Annotated in this window: 18 protein-coding genes; 12 read left to right on the top strand and 6 right to left on the bottom strand. The window is 39.1% G+C overall.

What is annotated here, in order from left to right:
- Positions 1-111: 111 nt before the first annotated feature.
- Positions 112-849 (top strand): dienelactone hydrolase family protein, encoded by a 738-nt coding sequence (locus L950_RS13995; protein WP_021188630.1) that lies wholly within the window; start codon positions 112-114, stop codon positions 847-849.
- Between the two features lie 45 nt (positions 850-894).
- Here L950_RS13995 and L950_RS13990 read toward each other — a convergent pair whose 3' ends face one another.
- Positions 895-2,016, bottom strand: coding sequence for a tetratricopeptide repeat protein (locus L950_RS13990; protein ID WP_021188629.1), 1,122 nt, complete (start codon positions 2,014-2,016; stop codon positions 895-897).
- A gap of 420 nt (positions 2,017-2,436) precedes the next feature.
- On the opposite strand from L950_RS13990, the gene L950_RS13985 reads away from it, so the two are divergent.
- Complete coding sequence (locus L950_RS13985; protein WP_262507094.1) at positions 2,437-3,240, top strand: sulfatase-like hydrolase/transferase; 804 nt, start codon at positions 2,437-2,439, stop codon at positions 3,238-3,240.
- The gene (locus L950_RS35465) at positions 3,234-3,785 is read left to right on the top strand and encodes a sulfatase-like hydrolase/transferase (protein WP_262507093.1); all 552 of its coding nucleotides are present in this window, start codon (positions 3,234-3,236) and stop codon (positions 3,783-3,785) included. The genes L950_RS13985 and L950_RS35465 overlap by 7 nt, the downstream gene beginning before the upstream one ends.
- Positions 3,786-3,923: 138 nt before the next feature.
- On the opposite strand, the gene L950_RS13980 is transcribed toward L950_RS35465, so the two are convergent.
- Positions 3,924-5,513 (bottom strand): DUF3843 family protein, encoded by a 1,590-nt coding sequence (locus L950_RS13980; protein WP_021188627.1) that lies wholly within the window; start codon positions 5,511-5,513, stop codon positions 3,924-3,926.
- 190 nt (positions 5,514-5,703) lie between these two features.
- On the opposite strand from L950_RS13980, the gene L950_RS13975 reads away from it, so the two are divergent.
- From L950_RS13975 to L950_RS13960, 4 genes are all read left to right on the top strand, one after another.
- Complete coding sequence (locus tag L950_RS13975) at positions 5,704-7,011, top strand: replication-associated recombination protein A (RefSeq protein ID WP_021188626.1); 1,308 nt, start codon at positions 5,704-5,706, stop codon at positions 7,009-7,011.
- Between the two features lie 198 nt (positions 7,012-7,209).
- Positions 7,210-7,743, top strand: coding sequence for a 3'-5' exonuclease (locus tag L950_RS13970; protein ID WP_021188625.1), 534 nt, complete (start codon positions 7,210-7,212; stop codon positions 7,741-7,743).
- A gap of 314 nt (positions 7,744-8,057) precedes the next feature.
- Entirely contained in the window at positions 8,058-8,537 is a 480-nt protein-coding gene (locus L950_RS13965) for a hypothetical protein (protein ID WP_021188624.1), read from the top strand.
- A gap of 467 nt (positions 8,538-9,004) precedes the next feature.
- Entirely contained in the window at positions 9,005-10,534 is a 1,530-nt protein-coding gene (locus L950_RS13960) for a S41 family peptidase (RefSeq protein WP_021188623.1), read from the top strand.
- A 171-nt stretch (positions 10,535-10,705) separates the two neighbouring features.
- Here L950_RS13960 and L950_RS13955 read toward each other — a convergent pair whose 3' ends face one another.
- From L950_RS13955 to L950_RS13940, 4 genes are all read right to left on the bottom strand, one after another.
- The gene (locus L950_RS13955; RefSeq protein WP_021188622.1) at positions 10,706-11,623 is read right to left on the bottom strand and encodes a hypothetical protein; all 918 of its coding nucleotides are present in this window, start codon (positions 11,621-11,623) and stop codon (positions 10,706-10,708) included.
- A 10-nt stretch (positions 11,624-11,633) separates the two neighbouring features.
- Positions 11,634-12,779, bottom strand: coding sequence for an ABC transporter ATP-binding protein (locus L950_RS13950; protein WP_231577278.1), 1,146 nt, complete (start codon positions 12,777-12,779; stop codon positions 11,634-11,636).
- On the bottom strand, positions 12,682-13,206 hold the full coding sequence (locus L950_RS26570; protein WP_021188620.1) for a S24 family peptidase: 525 nt from the start codon (positions 13,204-13,206) through the stop codon (positions 12,682-12,684). The genes L950_RS13950 and L950_RS26570 overlap by 98 nt, the downstream gene beginning before the upstream one ends.
- Before the next feature lie 84 nt (positions 13,207-13,290).
- Positions 13,291-14,124: a DUF5106 domain-containing protein gene (locus L950_RS13940; RefSeq protein WP_021188619.1), complete on the bottom strand. Its 834-nt coding sequence runs from the start codon at positions 14,122-14,124 to the stop codon at positions 13,291-13,293.
- A gap of 346 nt (positions 14,125-14,470) precedes the next feature.
- On the opposite strand from L950_RS13940, the gene L950_RS13935 reads away from it, so the two are divergent.
- The 5 genes from L950_RS13935 to L950_RS13915 form a co-directional block, all read left to right on the top strand.
- Entirely contained in the window at positions 14,471-14,917 is a 447-nt protein-coding gene (locus L950_RS13935) for an adenylyltransferase/cytidyltransferase family protein (protein WP_021188618.1), read from the top strand.
- A 224-nt stretch (positions 14,918-15,141) separates the two neighbouring features.
- Positions 15,142-15,567 (top strand): adenylyltransferase/cytidyltransferase family protein, encoded by a 426-nt coding sequence (locus tag L950_RS13930; RefSeq protein WP_021188617.1) that lies wholly within the window; start codon positions 15,142-15,144, stop codon positions 15,565-15,567.
- Between the two features lie 159 nt (positions 15,568-15,726).
- Positions 15,727-16,725 (top strand): mannose-1-phosphate guanylyltransferase, encoded by a 999-nt coding sequence (locus L950_RS13925; protein WP_021188616.1) that lies wholly within the window; start codon positions 15,727-15,729, stop codon positions 16,723-16,725.
- A gap of 401 nt (positions 16,726-17,126) precedes the next feature.
- Positions 17,127-18,524 (top strand): hypothetical protein, encoded by a 1,398-nt coding sequence (locus L950_RS13920; protein ID WP_197086432.1) that lies wholly within the window; start codon positions 17,127-17,129, stop codon positions 18,522-18,524.
- A gap of 344 nt (positions 18,525-18,868) precedes the next feature.
- Positions 18,869-19,288: hypothetical protein (locus tag L950_RS13915; protein WP_021188614.1), on the top strand; the 420-nt coding region annotated here is incomplete at its 3' end.

Raw genomic sequence — 19,288 nt, 5'->3', positions numbered from 1 at the left:
CCGAGTACAACGAGCTCATTTATACCATTGAAAACTAACACTAATAAATAACCGAGTACAACGAGCTCATTTATACCATTGAAAACTAACACTAATAAATAATTTTTTCTTATGAAAGCCTTAATAATGACAATCATATGTTTTTGTGCCACAGAAACGAGTTTCGGTCAGCTTAAGCCTGTGCGTTACTCCGACGGAGACCAGGCATTAGCTGGTTTAGTAAATACAGATGCAGGCGAGGGTGCTCCTGGAGTTTTGATTCTCCCTGCTTGGATGGGTATTGACGATGAAGCGACACAGGCGGCAGTACAGCTCAGCAAGGAAGGTTATATTACATTTGTTGCAGACATCTACGGAGAAGGAAATAAACCCACTACTGGTGCTGAAGCGGGGCAACAGGCTGGAAAGTATAAGAACGATCCTGAAGCATATCAGAGAAGGATCCGTTTAGCACTAGAACAACTTGTAAAAGCTGGAGCAAGTCCACGTCGTTTGGCTGTGATCGGCTATTGTTTCGGTGGTACGGGAGCGCTTGAGGCGGCTAGGGCCGGTATGGAAGTGCAAGGTGTTGTTTCCATACATGGCAACCTTGGTAAAGGTAACCGTCCAGATGGCCCCATCAAAACCAAAATACTGGTTCTACATGGCGCTGCAGATCCTCATGTATCTCCGGAAGAGATCGCTAATTTCAGAAAAGAGGTGGAGCATGCAGGAGCAGATTGGCAAATGATCTATTATGCGGCCGCAAAACATGCCTTTACCAATCCTGCCAGTAGTGATTTCGAACCTTTAGCAGCGCAGCGTTCGTGGAAACATCTACTCATATTCTTACAGGAAATATTGAAATAAAAGCTTGAAATCTATTCAGATCATTCAAGCAGGTTACAGCTTCATTTATAAATCTTTAACCTGCTTGAATGTCGCTTTTAAGGTTGTGAAGTTTTGATAAGTTTTATCAGCCTCTTCAAAGTCTTTTAGATGTATGTACACTTCACCAAGTTTATCTAATACAGCGAGCTCAAGGGGTACATTTTTCCTTTCGCGGGCTAGTAGAAGCGTAGATAAAAATTCTTTTTTGGCTATTTTAAAGTTTTTATCTAACAATTTTGATGAAGCCAGCAGATATTCAATTGCCGGTAACTCATTTGTGATCTTTTTATTTTCTGCTAGTTGCTGTGCCTGAAGTAGAAACCATTGTGCCTCCGTGTATTTATTTTGCTCAAAATAAACCTGTGCTAATTGCTCCCAGGCAATTATTTTATCTTCATAAGCTTTCGCTTTATTATAGAGTGGTATCGCTTTTCTGATGATATTTTGTTCAGCTTCATGATAATTTCTCCTGCCACTTTTGGCTAATGCTATTTGCATCCAGGCATTTGCTTGGTCATGATAGTCTTTAGATTGAACTGCCAGATTTAAATTTTCCTGAGCTACAGCACTAGCTTTTTCAAAATTACCGGAATAAAGTAGCACTGCCGCTAAGTTTTGATGTAAGACAATACGATCCAGTTTATTGCTTTCTTTTGCCGCAATCAGGATTGCATTTTCAAAATAGGAAATTGCTTGATCGGGTAAATTATTATTGATTGCAAATAGCCCTGCTTCATTTACTAGCGCGAGGTTTACTTGATCATCGTAATTTTGTCTGATGCGGTTCAAGAGTTCATTCCATGTTGCTAAGTCCGTAGGTTCTGGTTTCATTAAATATTGAAACCGTCCTATATTCGGTAGACTATTAACTTGGGTGAGTAACGTTTTATAGCGAAGTTCTTGAGCAATCTTTTTCGCATAATCTTTTCTCATATTGCTATCAAATATGTCAATCAATTGCTCCGTTCTTGACTTAGGTGGCGGGACAAAATATACCTTTGGACCTATTCCTTTGAAATTACTGTTATACTTTGTTATTGAACCAGTATAATCTTTGGTTAATTCCTGCGCATAAGACACGAAGCATAATGCCACTATATAAGCACTACTGAGAAAGGCTATTTTCCAAAATTTCTTTTTAATCATGTATAATACCTGCTGTTGGTGAGGATATTGCAAATATGACGAAAAAATATGTGAAATATTGTTAAAGTGTTGTTCAGAATAGGTTTCAGTTTCTTTTTAAAGATACTCCAAACGGTCTTTAGCTTGTTTTAGTTATAATAATGAAAAAGTCCTTAAGTAAAACTTAATATGATTTTTTCTCAAATCATATTAAATTGTAACTTTTTGATGGATAACCGCAATTTGTAACGATCAAATTTTAAGCTTTCAATTGTGTTCTTTAATTTCGGATCCGGATCACCCATATGAACTATTAATCTGTATTGATGATTTGCAATCTAGGCGAGCAGTATGGCTTTTGCTCCACCATTTATCTATGTCTAAGATGTCCTCTTTTTTTCTGTATTAAACTAAGGACATGAATTATAAAAAACCACTAAAATGAAAAAACCAGCACTATTTGCGTTATTTTTTGCACTGAGTAGTATCGCAATAGCACAAAAGAAAACCGATCGCCCCAATATTGTATTTATAATGGCAGATGACCTGGGTTATGGTGATTTAGGAGCTTATGGACAGCAGATTATTGAAACGAAACATCTGGATGCTTTAGCAAAGGAGGGGATGCGTTTTGATAATTTTTATGCAGGAACTTCGGTTTGTGCCCCGTCAAGAGCTGCTTTGATGACTGGTCAACATACGGGCCACACGCCAGTGCGTGGCAATAAGGAATTGGAACCAGAAGGGCAGCTACCTTTAGCTGATTCGGTACAGACAATCGCCATGTTGCTACAAAAAGCAGGTTACGCGACTGGTGCATTCGGAAAATGGGGCCTCGGTATGGTGGATACCTATGGATCACCTCGTAGTAAAGGTTTTGATGAATTTTATGGCTACAACTGTCAACGACAATCGCACCGTTATTATCCGACACACCTGTGGCATAATCAAGAGCGTATTGAACTGGAGGGAAACGGTTTATTGGCAAAAGGGCAGTATGCTCCAGAATTGATCCAAGAAAAAGCATTAGAATTTATTGATCACAATAAGGATAGACCTTTCTTCTTATATGTGCCTACGGTATTGCCTCATGCCGAGTTATCTGGTCCTGATGATCAGTTTTATGAACAATATGCCAACAAGTTTGAAGAAAAAGCACATAAAGGAAATGACTACGGACCAAAAGCTACGATTCCAGGATACGCCTCTGTTGCTAAACCAAGGCTACGTACGCCAGTATGGTGAGTCGTATGGATGCACAGGTTGGACAGATTGTTGCTAAGCTGAAGGCCTTAAATTTGTTAGATAATACGATTATTGTTTTTACAAGTGATAATGGAGCACATCGTGAAGGTGGTGCAGATCCAGACTTTTTTAACAGTTCTGCGGGCTTAAGGGGTTATAAACGTGATTTATATGAGGGAGGTGTAAAAACTCCTTTTATTGTTTATTGGCAAGGAAAAGTGGCTCCTGGGACCACCTCAAATTATTTAGGAGCATTCTGGGATGTCCTGCCGACTTTAGCTGAAGTGGCAAAAGCAGGTAAACCGCAATATACAGATGGTCTTTCTTTTGTTCCGACATTACTTGGGAAACCTAAAAAGCAAAAGCAGCATGATTACCTCTATTGGGAGTTTCATGAAGATGGCGGCCGTCAAGCAGTGCGTCAAGGTGACTGGAAATTGATTTTGCAGCAAGTGAGAAGTGGAAATCCTGTTGCTGAACTGTATAATTTAAAACAAGATCCTAAAGAGCAAAATAATTTGGCGACGAGTAACGTGAAAAAGTAGAAGAATTACGTAAGATCATCGCAAAAGCACATGTAGAAACGAGTGATTTTCCTTTAGTTAGATAGGGTGTTAGATGGTTAGATAAGGAGGTTAGAAAGTTAGAATGTCTAACTTTCTAACTTTCTAACTTTTTTTATATTACTTAATCATCACATGTGGCTGTTGATGATAGGTTTCGCTTTTATAGAAACGGATCAGAAAATCAATCGTTTCACTGTTTAGTGGATAGAAAAACTGCTCATTGATTTCCTTTTCGTATAATTCGTAATAATGTTGTACAAGCCCAACGGAGTAAAATTTCTGAACCAGGAGCTGCAATAGATGCTGCGCATAACTGATCGGTTCGTTTTCATTTTCGACAAAATATGGATTATTTTGAAGCGGGAAAAGCGTTTCGATTCCACCGAAAAATTCCAGACCTATTTTCGAATTATAGAATGCTGTAACAGGAATAGCTCTTTCCTCATTCGGATTTGCAACCTCTTCGATTGGCGGTAATCCCACCTGCTCGCGGTACGTATTGGTCAGATCGCGGATATAGCTGCTGATTTCAGATTCTTCCATAAATGCCAGCTGACCCTGATGTTTTTTAACAAACAGTTCCTTGAGGTCTGCGACTTGTTGTGATGCCTTTTCGATAAGTGTTGTTTTTCCGTGCAATGCTTCGACCACGTATGCTTGATCCATTTCTTGGTCTGAATTTAAGTCAATCTGATCCCTTTCGACAGCAGACATCATACCCGATAGGTTCCAGGTCCCTTCCCATGGCACGATCTCCATATAGAAGAGTTGATCAGCAGTAGGTTCCTGAAAGTTCTGAATCGAATTTTGATTGACCAAGAAAATTTCTCCAGTTGTCAGGTGTTTCAATTCTAAACGGCCCTCTTCCACTTTTTTAAATTCAAAAAAGCTATCAATTCTGTTGCCGATGGTTTTTAGATTCTCATGTTGCGGATGGTTAGTATCTACAGTCGAAGCAACAAATTCACAGGATCTGAGTGCTAATAGGTGTAGGCGGAAAAAAGTGAAATGATTGTCACGAACACGGAAAGTCATTTGATTTAAGTAGGCCGGATCGTGCTGATAGCGTCCTAAGTCAGCGATATCCATATGCTGCATCAAACTGTTATAGTAATAGCCACCGGTGATATAATTGGTCGCAATTACCTTCTCAGCATAGTTGCGTACTTCAAGATAACTGGCATCTGTCGCTAGTGTATACTCTTTTTGTAACAGCGTATTTTCAGGTGCAGTCTCATAATATTCTTCCAAAACAGCATAAGCTAGGTCGGTCACCAAAGCCAGTAAACGGCCTTCTTTATCCAAGAAAAGGTGTGGGTTACGTTCGCTGAAAAATAGCCATGCAAGGACTAATACATCTTGTGGATTGATATCTTCCGGGTAATAGTCTGTCAATGCCGCATCTTCGAAAAAAGGGAGCATCTTTCCATAAAGTGCCTGGTGCTCTTTTCGGAAAGCATCGAAAAGTTTTGTTCCAGAAACCACATCCTCCAGATAGCAGGTCAAATAAACACTGAGTGTTTTAATCATTTCAGGTCTGATCAGGGCATCGGTTTCTTCTTCATCAAACCAAAGTGTATTTAAGGCATCCTGTATATCATTGGCTACTTCTAAATAAAAACGATCGGCATCCGATCTTCCTTGATAAGGGTGCTGTCCTAGCCAATCCTGTATATAAATGCGGTTTTTTTCATTAAAATTAATCATTAAATGAGCTCGTTTCACTCGGTTTATTTTTCGGGCAATGAAGCTATCCTAAGCCAAGTATTAAAGAGCTGTTTCAGCTCAAGTGGGTTGTATCGATTCAATGCTCATTCAAAAATAACCAAATTTTTGAATTCCATAAATTGATTGTGAAGTAAATGGACATTTGGCAATATCTTCTTACTTTTGATCTATGGCTACACGAATTCCACTGGCAGAGCGCATGCGTCCCAAGAAATTGGAAGATTATGTTGGACAGCAACATATTATCGGTCACGATGCGGTATTATATCATGCCATCCAGCAAAAAAATATTCCCTCCATGTTACTTTGGGGACCTCCGGGAGTTGGTAAGACCAGCCTTGCACTCTTGATGGCCAAAGAATTGGGGCGTCCCTTCTTTTCCTTAAGTGCTATTCAGGCCGGAGTGAAAGATATTCGCGAAGTTATTGATAAAGCAGAGCGACTGATGAATTTAAATCAGGAACAAGCGGCTATGAATTTTAATCAGGAGCAACCCATTCTGTTTATTGATGAGATCCACCGTTTTTCTAAATCACAACAGGATTCTTTATTAGGGGCTGTTGAACGGGGCTTAGTGACGCTTATCGGTGCAACTACAGAAAATCCATCTTTCGAAGTCATATCTGCGCTATTATCGCGTTGCCAGGTTTATGTTCTTGAACACTTAAGTTCCGAAGACCTGATTGGTTTAGTAGAGAAATCCTTGCATGAAGACGAGTACCTAAAAGCATTAAATATTGAGATTGAAGAGTATGAAGCTATTTTACGTCTTTCAGGTGGTGATGCCCGTAAGCTCTTAAATGTGCTCGAACTGGTCAGTAATGCTGCGGTACTGCATCATGAACCGATTACCAATTCATTTGTGCTGAAGCAGGTACAGCAGAATATGGCTATTTATGATAAGACAGGTGAGCAACATTACGATATTATATCTGCTTTTATTAAATCGATCCGTGGATCAGATCCCAATGCGGCAATTTATTGGCTGGCACGTATGATCGAAGGGGGGGAAGATCCTTCTTTCATTGCGCGTCGTCTTCTGATATTGGCTTCTGAAGATATCGGTAATGCCAATCCCAATGCGTTACTCTTAGCGAATACCTGCTTTCAGGCTGTTAATGTCATCGGATGGCCCGAATCGAGGATTATTTTAGCGCAGGCCGTTACTTACTTGGCGAGCTCTCCTAAGAGCAATGCCTCTTACGAAGCAATCAATAAGGCACAAGCCATCGTGAAGCAGACGGGAGACCTTTCCGTACCCCTTCATTTGCGAAATGCGCCGACTAAATTGATGAAAGAGCTTAACTATGGAGCCGAATATAAATATGCGCACGCATTTCCGGGAAATTTTGTTCTGCAGGAATTTTTGCCCGATCAACTGAGCGGTATGACTTTATACGATCCCGGTAAAAACCCACAGGAAGAAAAGTTAAGACAGGGATTACGGGATAAGTGGAAGGAAAAATATCGGTATTAGTATTTTTGTTGTTATACAGATAGTTCACGTCCGAGCGATCCAAAGCTGAAAAAATTGATCAATCAATATTTAGCGAAGTAAATTTTCATCTTTTATACCACAGGCCTTTCCCTAAAACCATCGGGGAAGGCCTGTTTTTATTGCGATATTTTAAATCTCAGCGGATATTGTTTACCTTTGCTCGGATAGGAGTATAGCATGACATCAGATTTAACATTTACAGCGATCGATTTTGAAACAGCAACAGGGCATCAAAATAGTGCCTGTGCAGTTGGTATTGTGACAGTGGAATCGGGTATCATTACAAATGAGTTCTATTCCTTAATCCAGCCACCTCGCAATGAATATATGTGGCAGACAACCCGTGTTCATGGTATCAAGCCTAGGGATACGCAACATTCTCCTACTTTTAAAGAGTTATTTCCCTCTATTCAGTCCTTGCTTACCAATAAATTGATGATTGCGCACAACGAATTGTTCGACCGCAACGTTTTACGGAAAACAATGGTACATTATGGTTTGTCTTACGAGGAACTGCAGCTTGCCGAGATGTGGGAATGTACTTATAAGATCTATCGTAACAAAGGTTTTAAACCTGCTCGCTTAAATGCCTGCTGTGAAGTGTTGGGAATCAATCTCAATCACCACGAAGCATTATCCGACGCGAAGGCCTGTGCTGAATTATATCTGCGCCATCCTTTTGTAGCAACATTGGTGGAGGAGGGTAATTAGTACTTAGAAGTTAGTAATTAGATTTGAGAAATTACGACGTTACTCCGTCACTACTTTACTCCCTTACTCGATCACTGTGTCACTCCGTTACTGGTTACTTCGTCACTTCATAACTAGTACCTTCACTACCTTCCTGATAAATAGGGTTTTTTAGCTCATAGTGAACGATGTCCATCTCTTTGTCCCCCTTTTGTCCCCCCTTAAAACTCGCTCTTGCAGTAGCTAAGAATTATCTTTGCCTTTGTCAATTCAAAAACGCTTAAAAATTGCCTTTTGAAAAGATTTGTCGCAAATGGTTCTTATTTTTTAATAATATGTTTTACGTCTATCTTTTACTTACTGCTTTAATTTTAGTTTCTGGTTTTTATTACTGGCGCAGATCGCGCTTGTCTGCTGAGTTTTTAAAACGCGCTGTTTTACAGGTGCACTATCGCTTTCACCACTTAGAAAATGATGAGCGAGAATACGGTAAATCAAAAAACGGGGCATTATTACTTAAAGTTGAAAGAACAGATCAGGACACACGTAATATTGTTGTGAAAGATGTGATCATGGATCATGCTTGTCTCAGTGTAAGTTTAGATCAGATCATTATGATCACGTTTCCTGCCGATTCAAACCAGGCCTATGAGGCTTCCGTACGTTTTAGAATACGGGGTGCGGTGCGTAAACCTGATTTCCTAAGCCATCACCATGCAACTGTTATCGGTTATATTACTTCCGAAAAATCAGGACGTGTGCCTTTCCGCATTAAAGTTGGGATGCTTGAGGCGGAGCAGGTTAGTCAAGTTTGATTTTAGTAGTTAGATTTTAGAAAGTGAGTGGGTTAGAAAGTTAGATGAAGGTTAGTTGGTTATAGAGTTAGAAGTTTAGAAATTTTTACTTTGTTACTCTTTCGTCACTTGTTACTATGTCACTCCATCACTACTTTATAGGTTCGTTTTTTTTGTTACATTCATACTTAAGAAGGGGAGACACACGGTAATGCACGTGCTCCCCACTCTTATTATTTATGGATGGTAAGTTATAAATAGTTATTGGGTGAGAATGTTAGTGAGTGAGCTTTTTCATATCATCACTTGTCACTCCATTACTCGTCACTCCGTTACTACTTTACTCGATCACTGGCTACGCCGTCACTTCTTCACTCCGTTACTCAATCACTTCATTAGCCGATAAAATAATTGTATTATAATCAGCATCATGTTATTGTTTATGAGATACTATTTATCTAAGTTTGTTTAATATTATATTAAAAAATATGAAGATAGCGCTACAGCAACCTTTCGGAAAGTGGGTTGTTTTTATTCTGGTTGCATTTTTTTTCGTTAGTTGTAAAAAAAATACACCAGATCCAGAGCCAGAACCTGAACCTATTGTACGAACCACGGATCAAAAAATTCGGGATAGTATCTATTATTATTATAAACTGTACTCCATATGGGAAGAGAAATCCATTCCAAAATATGAGCTTCCATCCGAATTCACAGATAAGTACAATTCTGCTAGTAGTGTTCTCAATGCTCTGAAAGGTATGACTCCTGCCTATGCGAACTATGCCCAGTATGGTGGTGTGTATGATCGTTTTTCTTTTATCGATGGACTTAACGGTTATAATATCAATGCTACGGCAAAGTTAAAAATGGATCGAAATGATGGCTACGGTTTATACATTTCCATGGGTACTGTTGATTCGAAAGTTGCAAGACCTGTTATCTATTTTGTCGAAGGAGGTTCACCTGCTGATAAAGCAGGGTTAAAGCGATCTGATATGGTAACAGCTATCAATGGCGAGACCGACTTTACTGTTGCGATCAACTGTGATGCTTCAGGATGTAAACCTGTTGATCCCAATGCGCTGACAAACATGAGAAACCGTGTTGCCAATGCGCTGGAAGGAGGCGGTCTTCAGCTCGCGCTTTTGCGCCAGGATGGAACAACTTATAATGCGCCCCTTTCGTATGGTTCCTATACCATCGATCCTATTTATCAAGATTCCGTATATGAATATGCCACTAAGAATGTGGGCTATTTTGCGCTGTCTTCTTTTGAAGAGATAGAACGTAATAATTATAACCAGCAACGGGTAGATGCTTCCTTTAAAGAGTTTGAAGATAAGCGTATTGAAGATCTTATTGTTGATTTACGTTATAATACAGGGGGATATGTAGATGCAGCGGTATATATTGCAAACAAAATTGCGGGAACAAAAGTTCCTGGAGAGCTTATGGTGACTTATCTATGTAATCCTTATATGGAGCGCACGCAGAAGGGTACAAATGGTATGTTTAAGGATACTTACTTCAGTAAGACGAGTAATTTGAACTTGCGTAAAGTGTATTTTTTGGTAAGTGAGACAACGGCATCGGCAGCAGAAATGCTGATCAATGTGCTAAAACCGCATATGAACGTCATGATAATCGGTTCACCTAACTCCAGGGACAAGAAACCTGATGATGGACTTTCACGCACATATGGTAAGCCTGTTGGTTTTTTTGAACAGATTATTGAAGACCGTGTTTCCTTCTGGCCAGCTTCCTTTCAGTTGAAGAATGCAAAGGGCTTTGGAGATTATTGGGATGGTTTATTGGCCGATAAAAGTAATGTGATCGACTATATCTTTTTGCCGACAGGTGATACGCAAGAGACGATGTTAGAGACAGCTTTGGAAGATGCCGTCCCGGGAAGTACAAAGAAAATGTCAGCGCGTGTTCGTGCAAGCCAACATGCCCGTATGTCAATCGGTGGTGCTGTCAATGCTCTTCCTGAAAGAGGTCTTTTGAAAAACTAGTCGTGTCGTCGTTAGAAAGAGTGATTAAATTGATCACTAAAATTTTATAAATGAAAAGAGCATTATCGATTTCGATAATGCTCTTTTTTATAGTAACAAATCAGCTATAGCACCTCATTTAATATTGAATTATGATGTGGTAACCATGATCCTAATCTGCGTTATTCTGACTTAAGATGTTGTGGCAAAAATATTTTTATGACAGAGCTGTGCAGCCGCTTCATCTGATAAGCATTTTAGAAAACCAACAGGAACTTGGCTTACTACTTTTTCCAATGTACTGTTCATCATTGCAAAAAGATCTTTATTCCATCGAATAGCTGTACAACTTGGCAATACTGCAATGAACCCCTTTACGCCTGCTAATGGTTCAAAAATATTTTCAGGCCCCTGTTGGAGACGTACAAATGCTCTTAATGGTATAGCTTCATTTTTATAACAAGGCGTTTTACCGCTCCAAGGAGTACCATATATAATCACGCCATCTTCTGTAATCCGGATCGCCGGATTATCATCATTGAGCAATGATGTATCTGGGATATGTTTTAACCACAGACGGCTATGCGTACTTTTCCCTGTGCCGCTTTTACCCAAAAAAGCTATGCCCTGACCATTTCGGTTGATGACCGATCCGTGGATCATAATGACATCGTGCAAGAGAGCAGCTTGACCAAAAAGCATCATCAACATCCAGCAGATAACTGCACTCTGTTCTGTTTCGGTACTTTCTGGAATATAAATGGTCGACTGAGCAAAATCTCTTTCACTGTACAGATACCAAGAGTCGTTACCCCGATCATTGGCTATTGTCGTGATAAATGTATTTCCTTTTTCATAAAAACAGAAGCGGTCGCCCCATGATATGGACTGATCACTTAAGAGTTGTCCGAAATCTTCACCTTGAGGAGCTTGCTCCAAACTCAGGTTCACCTGGATGGTCCTGTTTTCTGCCGTTTTATTGTATTCAAAATCACGGAAAGAGGGCAGTAGTTTTTCCAGATCTAGGCTGGCCGGATAGTTGATCTCCAGTATTAGATCGGCTATTTTATAGCATTTTTTCGATATTTCAGTAGGGTTTGTTAAAGTCATAGCGCGTTCATTAGTCGAGATAGATACGCTGTACGCATGTATCGGCCAAGTTTAAGTCGTGTGTTACAAAAAGGCATAATTTATCTTGCCCAAATTCTAAAAGTCTTTTGATCAGTGTGTCGGCCGTATTTCTGTCCAGTGCCGAAGTCACTTCATCAAATAACCAGATATCACCATTATGCATCAGCGCTCGGGCAATCGCAATGCGTTGCGCCTGTCCTTCGGATAGGCCCATTCCCGATTCACCGACCACGGTATCGACACCATCAGGCAGTTCCAGTACAAATTCTGCACAGGCAATCCATAGGGCTTTTTCTAAAGCAATATGCTCGCCTTCTTTAACATGGAGCATCAGGTTTTCCCGAATAGTTCCACTGAAGAGTGAATTTCCTTGTGGAATATAGGCAAAATTGATGCGGTGTGCAGCAGTTAAGGGTCTTGAACCTTCGCGGTCCGTGAGTAATATCTGGCCTTTTTCTGCTTTGATCAGCGATAGCAATAAGCGTATTAGGGTTGTTTTTCCTTTACCGCTGGGACCCACGATCGCGGTAGGTTGACCCGCCATCAGGTTTAAATTCAGGTTATTTAATACCCATTTATCTTCATATCTAAAAGATAGATCCTGGATCTTTAAGACTGTTGTCCCCAATAACCGTTGCTGTTCAATCTGCGGTTCTATTTCACCTTCTTTAAGTTCTAAGAGACGGTCGGCAGAAACTCTGAATCGCACAAAACCCGGTATATAGGTGATCAATGCGAGAATCGGTGTTTGTATCCGTGCCACCAATTGCAAAAACGCTGTCATGGTGCCAAATGAGATCTGTCCACTATGCAATCTATAGATCCCCCAGATAAAGGTGAGCAGATAGCCCGCATTAATACAGATTTTCATAGCACTCTGGGTATAGGTCGAAAAATTGAGCTGTCTCATTTTCAACACAAAAAGCTCTTGCTGGCTGGCGGTAAGTTTTTGCCTTCTTTTTGGAAAGATACCCATAGCCCGGATCAAGAGTCGAAAGCGAAGATTTTCTTGCAGAATGTTAGAGAAATTACTCTCTTCACTTTTTACTTCCCGACTCAGCTTGCGCATTTTTTGGAAGTAGATTTTCGAAAATAAAAATAGGGGTGATATGGCCATTATCAGGAGTGCGAGCATCGGATCCATGTACCATAGAAATGCAAGAGATGCCAGTAACTGTATAACGTGGCCAGGTGCTGTTGATATCTTTTGCTAAATCACTGTCTCCTGAATAATGTTTTGTGGCAATCGCTATAATATCGGATGATGTTACGTACTCGTACAATGCGATATTTCCATCGCCGGCTAGAACAATGTTTCCATTCTTTTTACCTACATAGCGATGAAAAACAAACTTGTCTTCATGTTTAGCCAGGATGTTTGCTCCTGAAGGTAAAGGAGTTCCACGATAAGCTTCAAGCAATACTCGGTCTCCATTCTTGATAAAAGGTAACATGCTATTGCCCTTTATGCGGATGCAAACTTCTTTTCCTTCGCGGAGTAAACGTTGTACTTCTTCAAAATACAGCTCATTCGTGACGATACGTGGTTCTGTTTTATCCATCTTTCCTTATTTAGGTGAGCTGGACGAAATATTGGAGAGCCTGTTGCAGTTCGGTATCTTTTAAGATCACCTTTTTGTCCGCATCTAATAGATAGATTGTCGCGAAGCTTTGGTATCGTAAAGTCGTTTTTTCTGAATAACGGATTCGGTATCAAAACCATTGATCCAATTTTCTGCCAGATGCGTTTGAAAGTTTTTCCATTTAGTACGGTCGCCCCAAGGTTCGATGGTTACCATCTGGATCTGTTTCTTTTCAAAAAGATCGACAACTTGTGGTGTATCTTTAAGCGCCGCAATCATTTGCTTACAGTGTGGACATTCAGTGTCGTAGAAAAACAGTAGTGTATATTTTGACTTCACATCCGACAGCTTTTGGGTTTTGCCATCGCTGGTTTCGAAATTAAAATCTTCGGCTACTTGACCTACTTTATTCCGCTGTACCAATTTATAAACCGGGCGGTAGGCTTCTTTTTCAAGGTCTGTCAGCTGATCGGTTTTTATAAGGTAGCGCAGTACAGATTCGTAGCGGTTATCATTACGCATAGGCGAATTACCTTCGTAAAGATAGAGTTCGTATAATTTAATAAAATGATCGAAAGTTACTTTGTTTCCTTTTGCTTTGTCCAACATGCGTGCTACAGCATGATCCGCTACAGTATCCGAGACTGAATTGAGTGTCGAGATAAAGTCAGCTAATTTCTGCTCGCCAATATTGGGATCTTTAATTTTTGCGGTATCCTGCATATCAATTTTGTCCCAGTAGCTCAATACTGCACTGTCCGCACCGGTGTAGACGATGGTTTTCTTGTCTTTATCTGCATGATCCTGTTGATCAGACTTCGGTTTCGGATTGCATGCTATGGACAGCAAAGTGATTGCTCCACCTATACACAGCACTTTAAAGGGTACACATTTCATTATAATTAGCTTAATGATAACAAACTTAGCGGTATTGTGATTGATAAACAATATTATTGAGGTGAAGTTAAAAACTATTGCTTGATTTTTTTCATCTTTAGCATTAAATTTTAATGTTAGTTAGCGTAACGATCGTAAGCACTCCATGTTTGATGTTTCTATAATGAATTAATAAAGAGCGTGTTATTTTTCTTGTTGTAAAATGAAAAATTACTTTCTGTCCTGTTATTGTATTTCAATACGTTTTCTTCGAGAACTTTTCACGACAGCTTTTGTTTTATAAATAATCTCTATCTTTGAGATAGTAAAAAAACTGTGCTTAATTCATGTTATTATTATTTTAAATATGATTACCATACCTGCTAAAGAAATGCGTATCGGCATTACTTTCAGTGCGTTTGATCTGTTACATGCAGGTCATATCAAAATGCTGGAAGATGCTAAACGTCAGTGTGATTACCTGATCTGCGGACTGCAGACAGATCCTACGTTGGATCGTCCTGAGAAAAATAAACCGACACAAACTGTTGTGGAGCGTTATATTCAACTCAAAGGCTGTAAATATGTGGATCAGATTGTACCTTATGCGACAGAACAGGATCTGCAAGATGTACTGCGTTCGTTTAAGATCGACGTTCGGATTGTTGGTGATGAATACCGGGAACGTGATTTTACGGGGCGCCAATATTGTGAAGAATCTGGTATCGAGTTGTATTTCAACAGCCGCGATCATCGTTTTTCAAGTTCAGGTCTACGTCGTATCGTTGCCGAACATGAGGTGGAAAAAGGGTAGAAAGTAACAGGTAAAAGAGTAACGAAGTAACCAAGTGAAGAAGTAACGGAGTACTGAAGTAACAGGTTGCATATAACTCGTCACAAAAAAACTAGTCACTAGTTCACTATCGTTACTACGTCACTAAAGAACTCGTCACTCCAAAAAGAAAGAGCTGCGTTACTGATCACTAGTCACTACGTCACTTAAAAACTACGTCACTAAAAAAAGAAAGAACACATTACATGAAAATAGGAATTACATTTGGTGTATTTGATTTGTTGCATGCCGGACATATCATGATGTTGGAGGAAGCACGCCGCAATTGCGATTATCTGATCGTTGGGCTCAATACCGATCCTTCAGAAGTTTCTCCTGAGAAGAACAAGCCGACACAAACTGTTGTGGAGCGTTATATTCAATTAGAAGGTTGCCGTTATGTGGACGAGATCATTCCTTACGAAACGGAGCAGGACTTGATCGATATGATCAAAGCTTTGCCTATTCAGGTGCGTATCATTGGAGAAGAATACCGTGATATGGATTTCACCGGAAAGAAATATTGTGTGGAAGAAGGTATCGACATCTATTATAATAAACGTAGCCACCGTTTTTCAAGTACAGGTTTACGGAAAGAAGTTGCCGCGAAAGAAGCGGAGAAAGTTAAGTAGCTAGATAGTTAGAAGGTTAGATAGTTAAGAAGTTAAATGTTTAGGTAGTTAGAGGGTTAAGGGGTTAGATCGTTAGATGTTTTTGTTACTTCGTAACTAGTCACTGTGTTACTTAAAAAAACTACGTCACTAAAAAAGAAAATAATTTATAAAAATAGAATGAGCAATATCGTACATGTGATTTTATCGGGTGGAGTGGGTAGCCGCTTATGGCCACTGTCGCGTAAAAGTTTTCCTAAACAATATCTATCCTTGTTTAAAGAGGGATCTTTGTTTGAGATGACTGTCAATCGTAATCGCGATTTATGCAACCAGGTTATTGTTGTGGGGAATAAAGATAATAATCAATTAAGCCGCGAAGTCATGGAGAACGGCGGGGTGGAGTATATAGATATCGTAGAGTCTACTCCTCGTAATACAGCCGCAGCGATTGCATTTGCGGCATTTGCGGCTAATGCCGATGATATTTTAGTTGTTACTCCTTCAGATCATGTTATCGTGGGCGACGAAAGCTACAATAAAGCTATTCAAGAAGGAATTGAAAAGGCAAACCAAGGATATATTGTTACTTTTGGTATTCAGGCAACTAAGCCGGAGACGGGTTATGGTTATATTGAATATAAAGGTGATCAGGTACTGTCTTTTCGTGAGAAGCCCAATAAAGAAACTGCGGAAGATTTTATAGAAAGAGGCAATTTCTTATGGAATTCGGGTATGTTCTGTTTTCGGGCAGATACTTTATTGCACGAACTGCAACAGTTTGAACCCCGGGTTTATGCAACAGCATTAGCCGCATGGCAACATAAGAAAGATGGTATTTTAGATGAAGCATTATCTAAAGAGATTCCATCGATCAGTATTGATTATGCTGTGATGGAGCGTTCCAAAAAAATTCGCGTTGTGGCAACACACTTTAACTGGTCCGATCTGGGTTCATTTGAATCGATGTATGATTATCTGAAACATACGGGACATCCTACGGATGAAAATGGTAATATGGTCATCGGAACAGATACTTACAGTGCCTTTGTTGGTTTGAGAAACACAATCTTGGTGTACACCAAAGATGCCATTTTAGTGCTGCAAAAAGAAAGCTCTCAGGATGTGAAGAAAATCTACAATACGCTGGAAAGACACCAGTCCAAATTGATCGATTAAAAATATACGACAAACTGAAGAGCGTGATGTGTTTTTTGTAAGATCGCGTTTTATTAAAAACATACGGCTTTTTATATTGATGCATGAATGGGAATCTACTACTATGTGGATTCCCATTTTTTCTGTTTTAATATTCGAACTAGTATTTGATCAGCATGTTGTTGTCATAAGAAATAAAAAGAGGTTGAATTTGTGGTCAGCTATCATTAGATAAAGGTGTAATTCCCACAATTCTATATATTAAGATGCGTTTAAATTATGAAAGCGTTATTTTAAATTAAGGTCAATTAAAAAAATTTCAGATATTACAATTATATTTGAGCATGTGCTATAAATTTTATAAAGTAACTCTTCTAATTTCGTTTATCTGTTTTTCTTTTTCATCTTGCATGAAGAAGGATTTGTATAAGGGTGAAAAGAATCCTGAAAATGGTGGAAATCCATCTACCAATCATGAAGTTAATAAGCCTGGTTACCTTTATCCTTTTGCAAAAGAAGCTCGTGGGGCTGAAGCTGAAATTACAATAATGCTAGCATCCGATTCCGATGCCAAAGAAGATCTTCAAGTTTCCGTACCACCCTTAAAATATAACAAATCTTTATTATTTATGTTAACCCAGGACGATTGTAAGCAATCTGCCTTCAGTATGACTTGGGCAGCTATTAATGGAAAACCGATCGATATTTCGAATCCCACTAGAAAGTATTATTATGACATGGAAAATTTGGAGGCGGATGATTTTCCTCCTTCTGTTTATTCGTTAGGAAAGACATTGGGCAGTACCGATGGATTTGGAAATGAGATCAGATTTCATTTTACAACTACGCTTGCTCCAGAGTGGGATTTTATGAATGTAGCAACGTCCGTAAGGCCTGGATTTACCGAAAACTATTATCGATTTTATATGAAGTCAGGTCTTCGTTGGAACAATGTTCGAGAAATTTTGAATACGGGTAATGGACTCGCATTTCATGATCTTAAGACAACGTCTATTCATAATTTGGATTCCTTGTTGAAGCATTTTGAAATTGCCCAAAAGATTACTATGGATGCCTTGGGAGACCGTGGAGTCAAGTTTCTAGCGGAACCTAATGGAAACAAAACATATCTCTCCGCGGCGATGAGATATTCGGATATTCAGACGATGACTGCACAAGCGGGGGCACTTAAATTGATTCCTTATCAGGTATCTACTGATCTTAATAAAACAACATTGTCACGTGTATTTACTAACACAGTTGGTGAAGTCAAAACAATCGTGACCAACGAACTGGCTGTCGAACCTAAAAATAGGACGGCAATCCATATTGGCGTGCATGAAACGGATCACGAATGGGCACAATTCCTATTGTGGTTAAACGATTATTATGGTAAAGATGGTGAAGATCTCATCTGGGTTCCTTCGCAAGAAGAATATTATGAATATAATTATTATAGACAGCATGCCGATGTGCAGATTAACAGAGTTGGAACTGAGATAAAAATAAAGGTGAAGTTCCCAAGCCATAAGAATTTCTATTTTCCGGCTTTGACCTTAAATATCCCCGGGATAAAAAAACATATGATAAAATCTATTTCATCCAATGATCAGATAACGGGATTATCTTATGGAGATTTTGGCGACGGGATCGGTATAAATATAGATTGTAGAAAATTTTTATACGATCATGCAAATCATTATGTGAAGCGGTACCTTTCAAAAAGATCTGATAGCAATCTCGCAGATGCACTCTATCATGTTCAGGCACTCAAAGATAGTCCCTCAAAAATAGATTTACTTAAGTTATTGGGGGAATAGCATTATTAGTATAAAATTTATAATAGCGGTAAAAGTTTCTCTTTCTAAGATGTTGAGGTTTCATTATATAACTTATTTTCCAGTAAAAGACTGACTGAAAAAAAAATGGAGTGCGATTGATGTCAATATCACCTCTAGTTTGTAGCTATGCAGCTACAAATTTGTAGTTGTATAGCTACACCTCCCAAATTATTGTTCAATATCTTTTTTTTAAATGTATGTATCTAAAATTAGTTCTATTTTTGTACTAAATAGGTTGATGTTAAGTGTTTCTTTTTTGAGGATCAGTTATGTGGATCAGATTTATTGTTAGCTGTTAGCCTGTTTTTATTAATCTGTATGTTATGTTTAAAGTAAAAAAAAATCATCTTTTTTCAGTTAGTTTAATTGCACTTGTTCTTACTATAGCAAGTTGTTCGAAAACAAAAGATTTATATGATGAAACGGGCAAAGAGTCATCTCCGTTACTTCCTGATGGGGGCAATATTCCTTCCGATTTTAAATGGAATTCCGCGAAGTTAATGGACTTTCGTTTTGTCATTGATGATAAATTTGCGGGTCAATATTTTTATCGTTTAGAGATTTTTGATAATGATCCTATGCTTGGTACGGAAGCGAAATTATTAGCCGCAGGACAAGTGAAACAAGGGCAAGATTTTGTCGGTAAATTAATGATGCCGACCATGTCACAATACCTTTATTTGAGAGAAACTTCACCGTTAGGTATTGCTTCTGTCACGATGATCGCAGTTGATGCGACAAAA

This window comes from Sphingobacterium sp. IITKGP-BTPF85, assembly GCF_001006065.1.
Lineage (GTDB): Bacteria > Bacteroidota > Bacteroidia > Sphingobacteriales > Sphingobacteriaceae > Sphingobacterium > Sphingobacterium anhuiense.
This window is presented reverse-complemented; position numbering and strand designations above follow the sequence as displayed.

Coding starts and splice junctions, on each gene's coding strand:
- L950_RS13990 (WP_021188629.1), bottom strand. CDS start 2,016: ATGATTAAAAAGAAATTTTGGAAAATAGCCTTTCTCAGTAGTGCTTAT.
- L950_RS13955 (WP_021188622.1), bottom strand. CDS start 11,623: ATGACTTTAACAAACCCTACTGAAATATCGAAAAAATGCTATAAAATA.
- L950_RS13975 (WP_021188626.1), top strand. CDS start 5,704: ATGGCTACACGAATTCCACTGGCAGAGCGCATGCGTCCCAAGAAATTG.
- L950_RS13925 (WP_021188616.1), top strand. CDS start 15,727: ATGAGCAATATCGTACATGTGATTTTATCGGGTGGAGTGGGTAGCCGC.
- L950_RS13960 (WP_021188623.1), top strand. CDS start 9,005: ATGAAGATAGCGCTACAGCAACCTTTCGGAAAGTGGGTTGTTTTTATT.
- L950_RS13995 (WP_021188630.1), top strand. CDS start 112: ATGAAAGCCTTAATAATGACAATCATATGTTTTTGTGCCACAGAAACG.
- L950_RS13980 (WP_021188627.1), bottom strand. CDS start 5,513: ATGATTAATTTTAATGAAAAAAACCGCATTTATATACAGGATTGGCTA.
- L950_RS13935 (WP_021188618.1), top strand. CDS start 14,471: ATGATTACCATACCTGCTAAAGAAATGCGTATCGGCATTACTTTCAGT.
- L950_RS13970 (WP_021188625.1), top strand. CDS start 7,210: ATGACATCAGATTTAACATTTACAGCGATCGATTTTGAAACAGCAACA.
- L950_RS13950 (WP_231577278.1), bottom strand. CDS start 12,779: ATGCTCGCACTCCTGATAATGGCCATATCACCCCTATTTTTATTTTCG.
- L950_RS13965 (WP_021188624.1), top strand. CDS start 8,058: ATGTTTTACGTCTATCTTTTACTTACTGCTTTAATTTTAGTTTCTGGT.
- L950_RS13985 (WP_262507094.1), top strand. CDS start 2,437: ATGAAAAAACCAGCACTATTTGCGTTATTTTTTGCACTGAGTAGTATC.
- L950_RS35465 (WP_262507093.1), top strand. CDS start 3,234: ATGGTGAGTCGTATGGATGCACAGGTTGGACAGATTGTTGCTAAGCTG.
- L950_RS13930 (WP_021188617.1), top strand. CDS start 15,142: ATGAAAATAGGAATTACATTTGGTGTATTTGATTTGTTGCATGCCGGA.
- L950_RS26570 (WP_021188620.1), bottom strand. CDS start 13,206: ATGGATAAAACAGAACCACGTATCGTCACGAATGAGCTGTATTTTGAA.
- L950_RS13940 (WP_021188619.1), bottom strand. CDS start 14,124: ATGAAATGTGTACCCTTTAAAGTGCTGTGTATAGGTGGAGCAATCACT.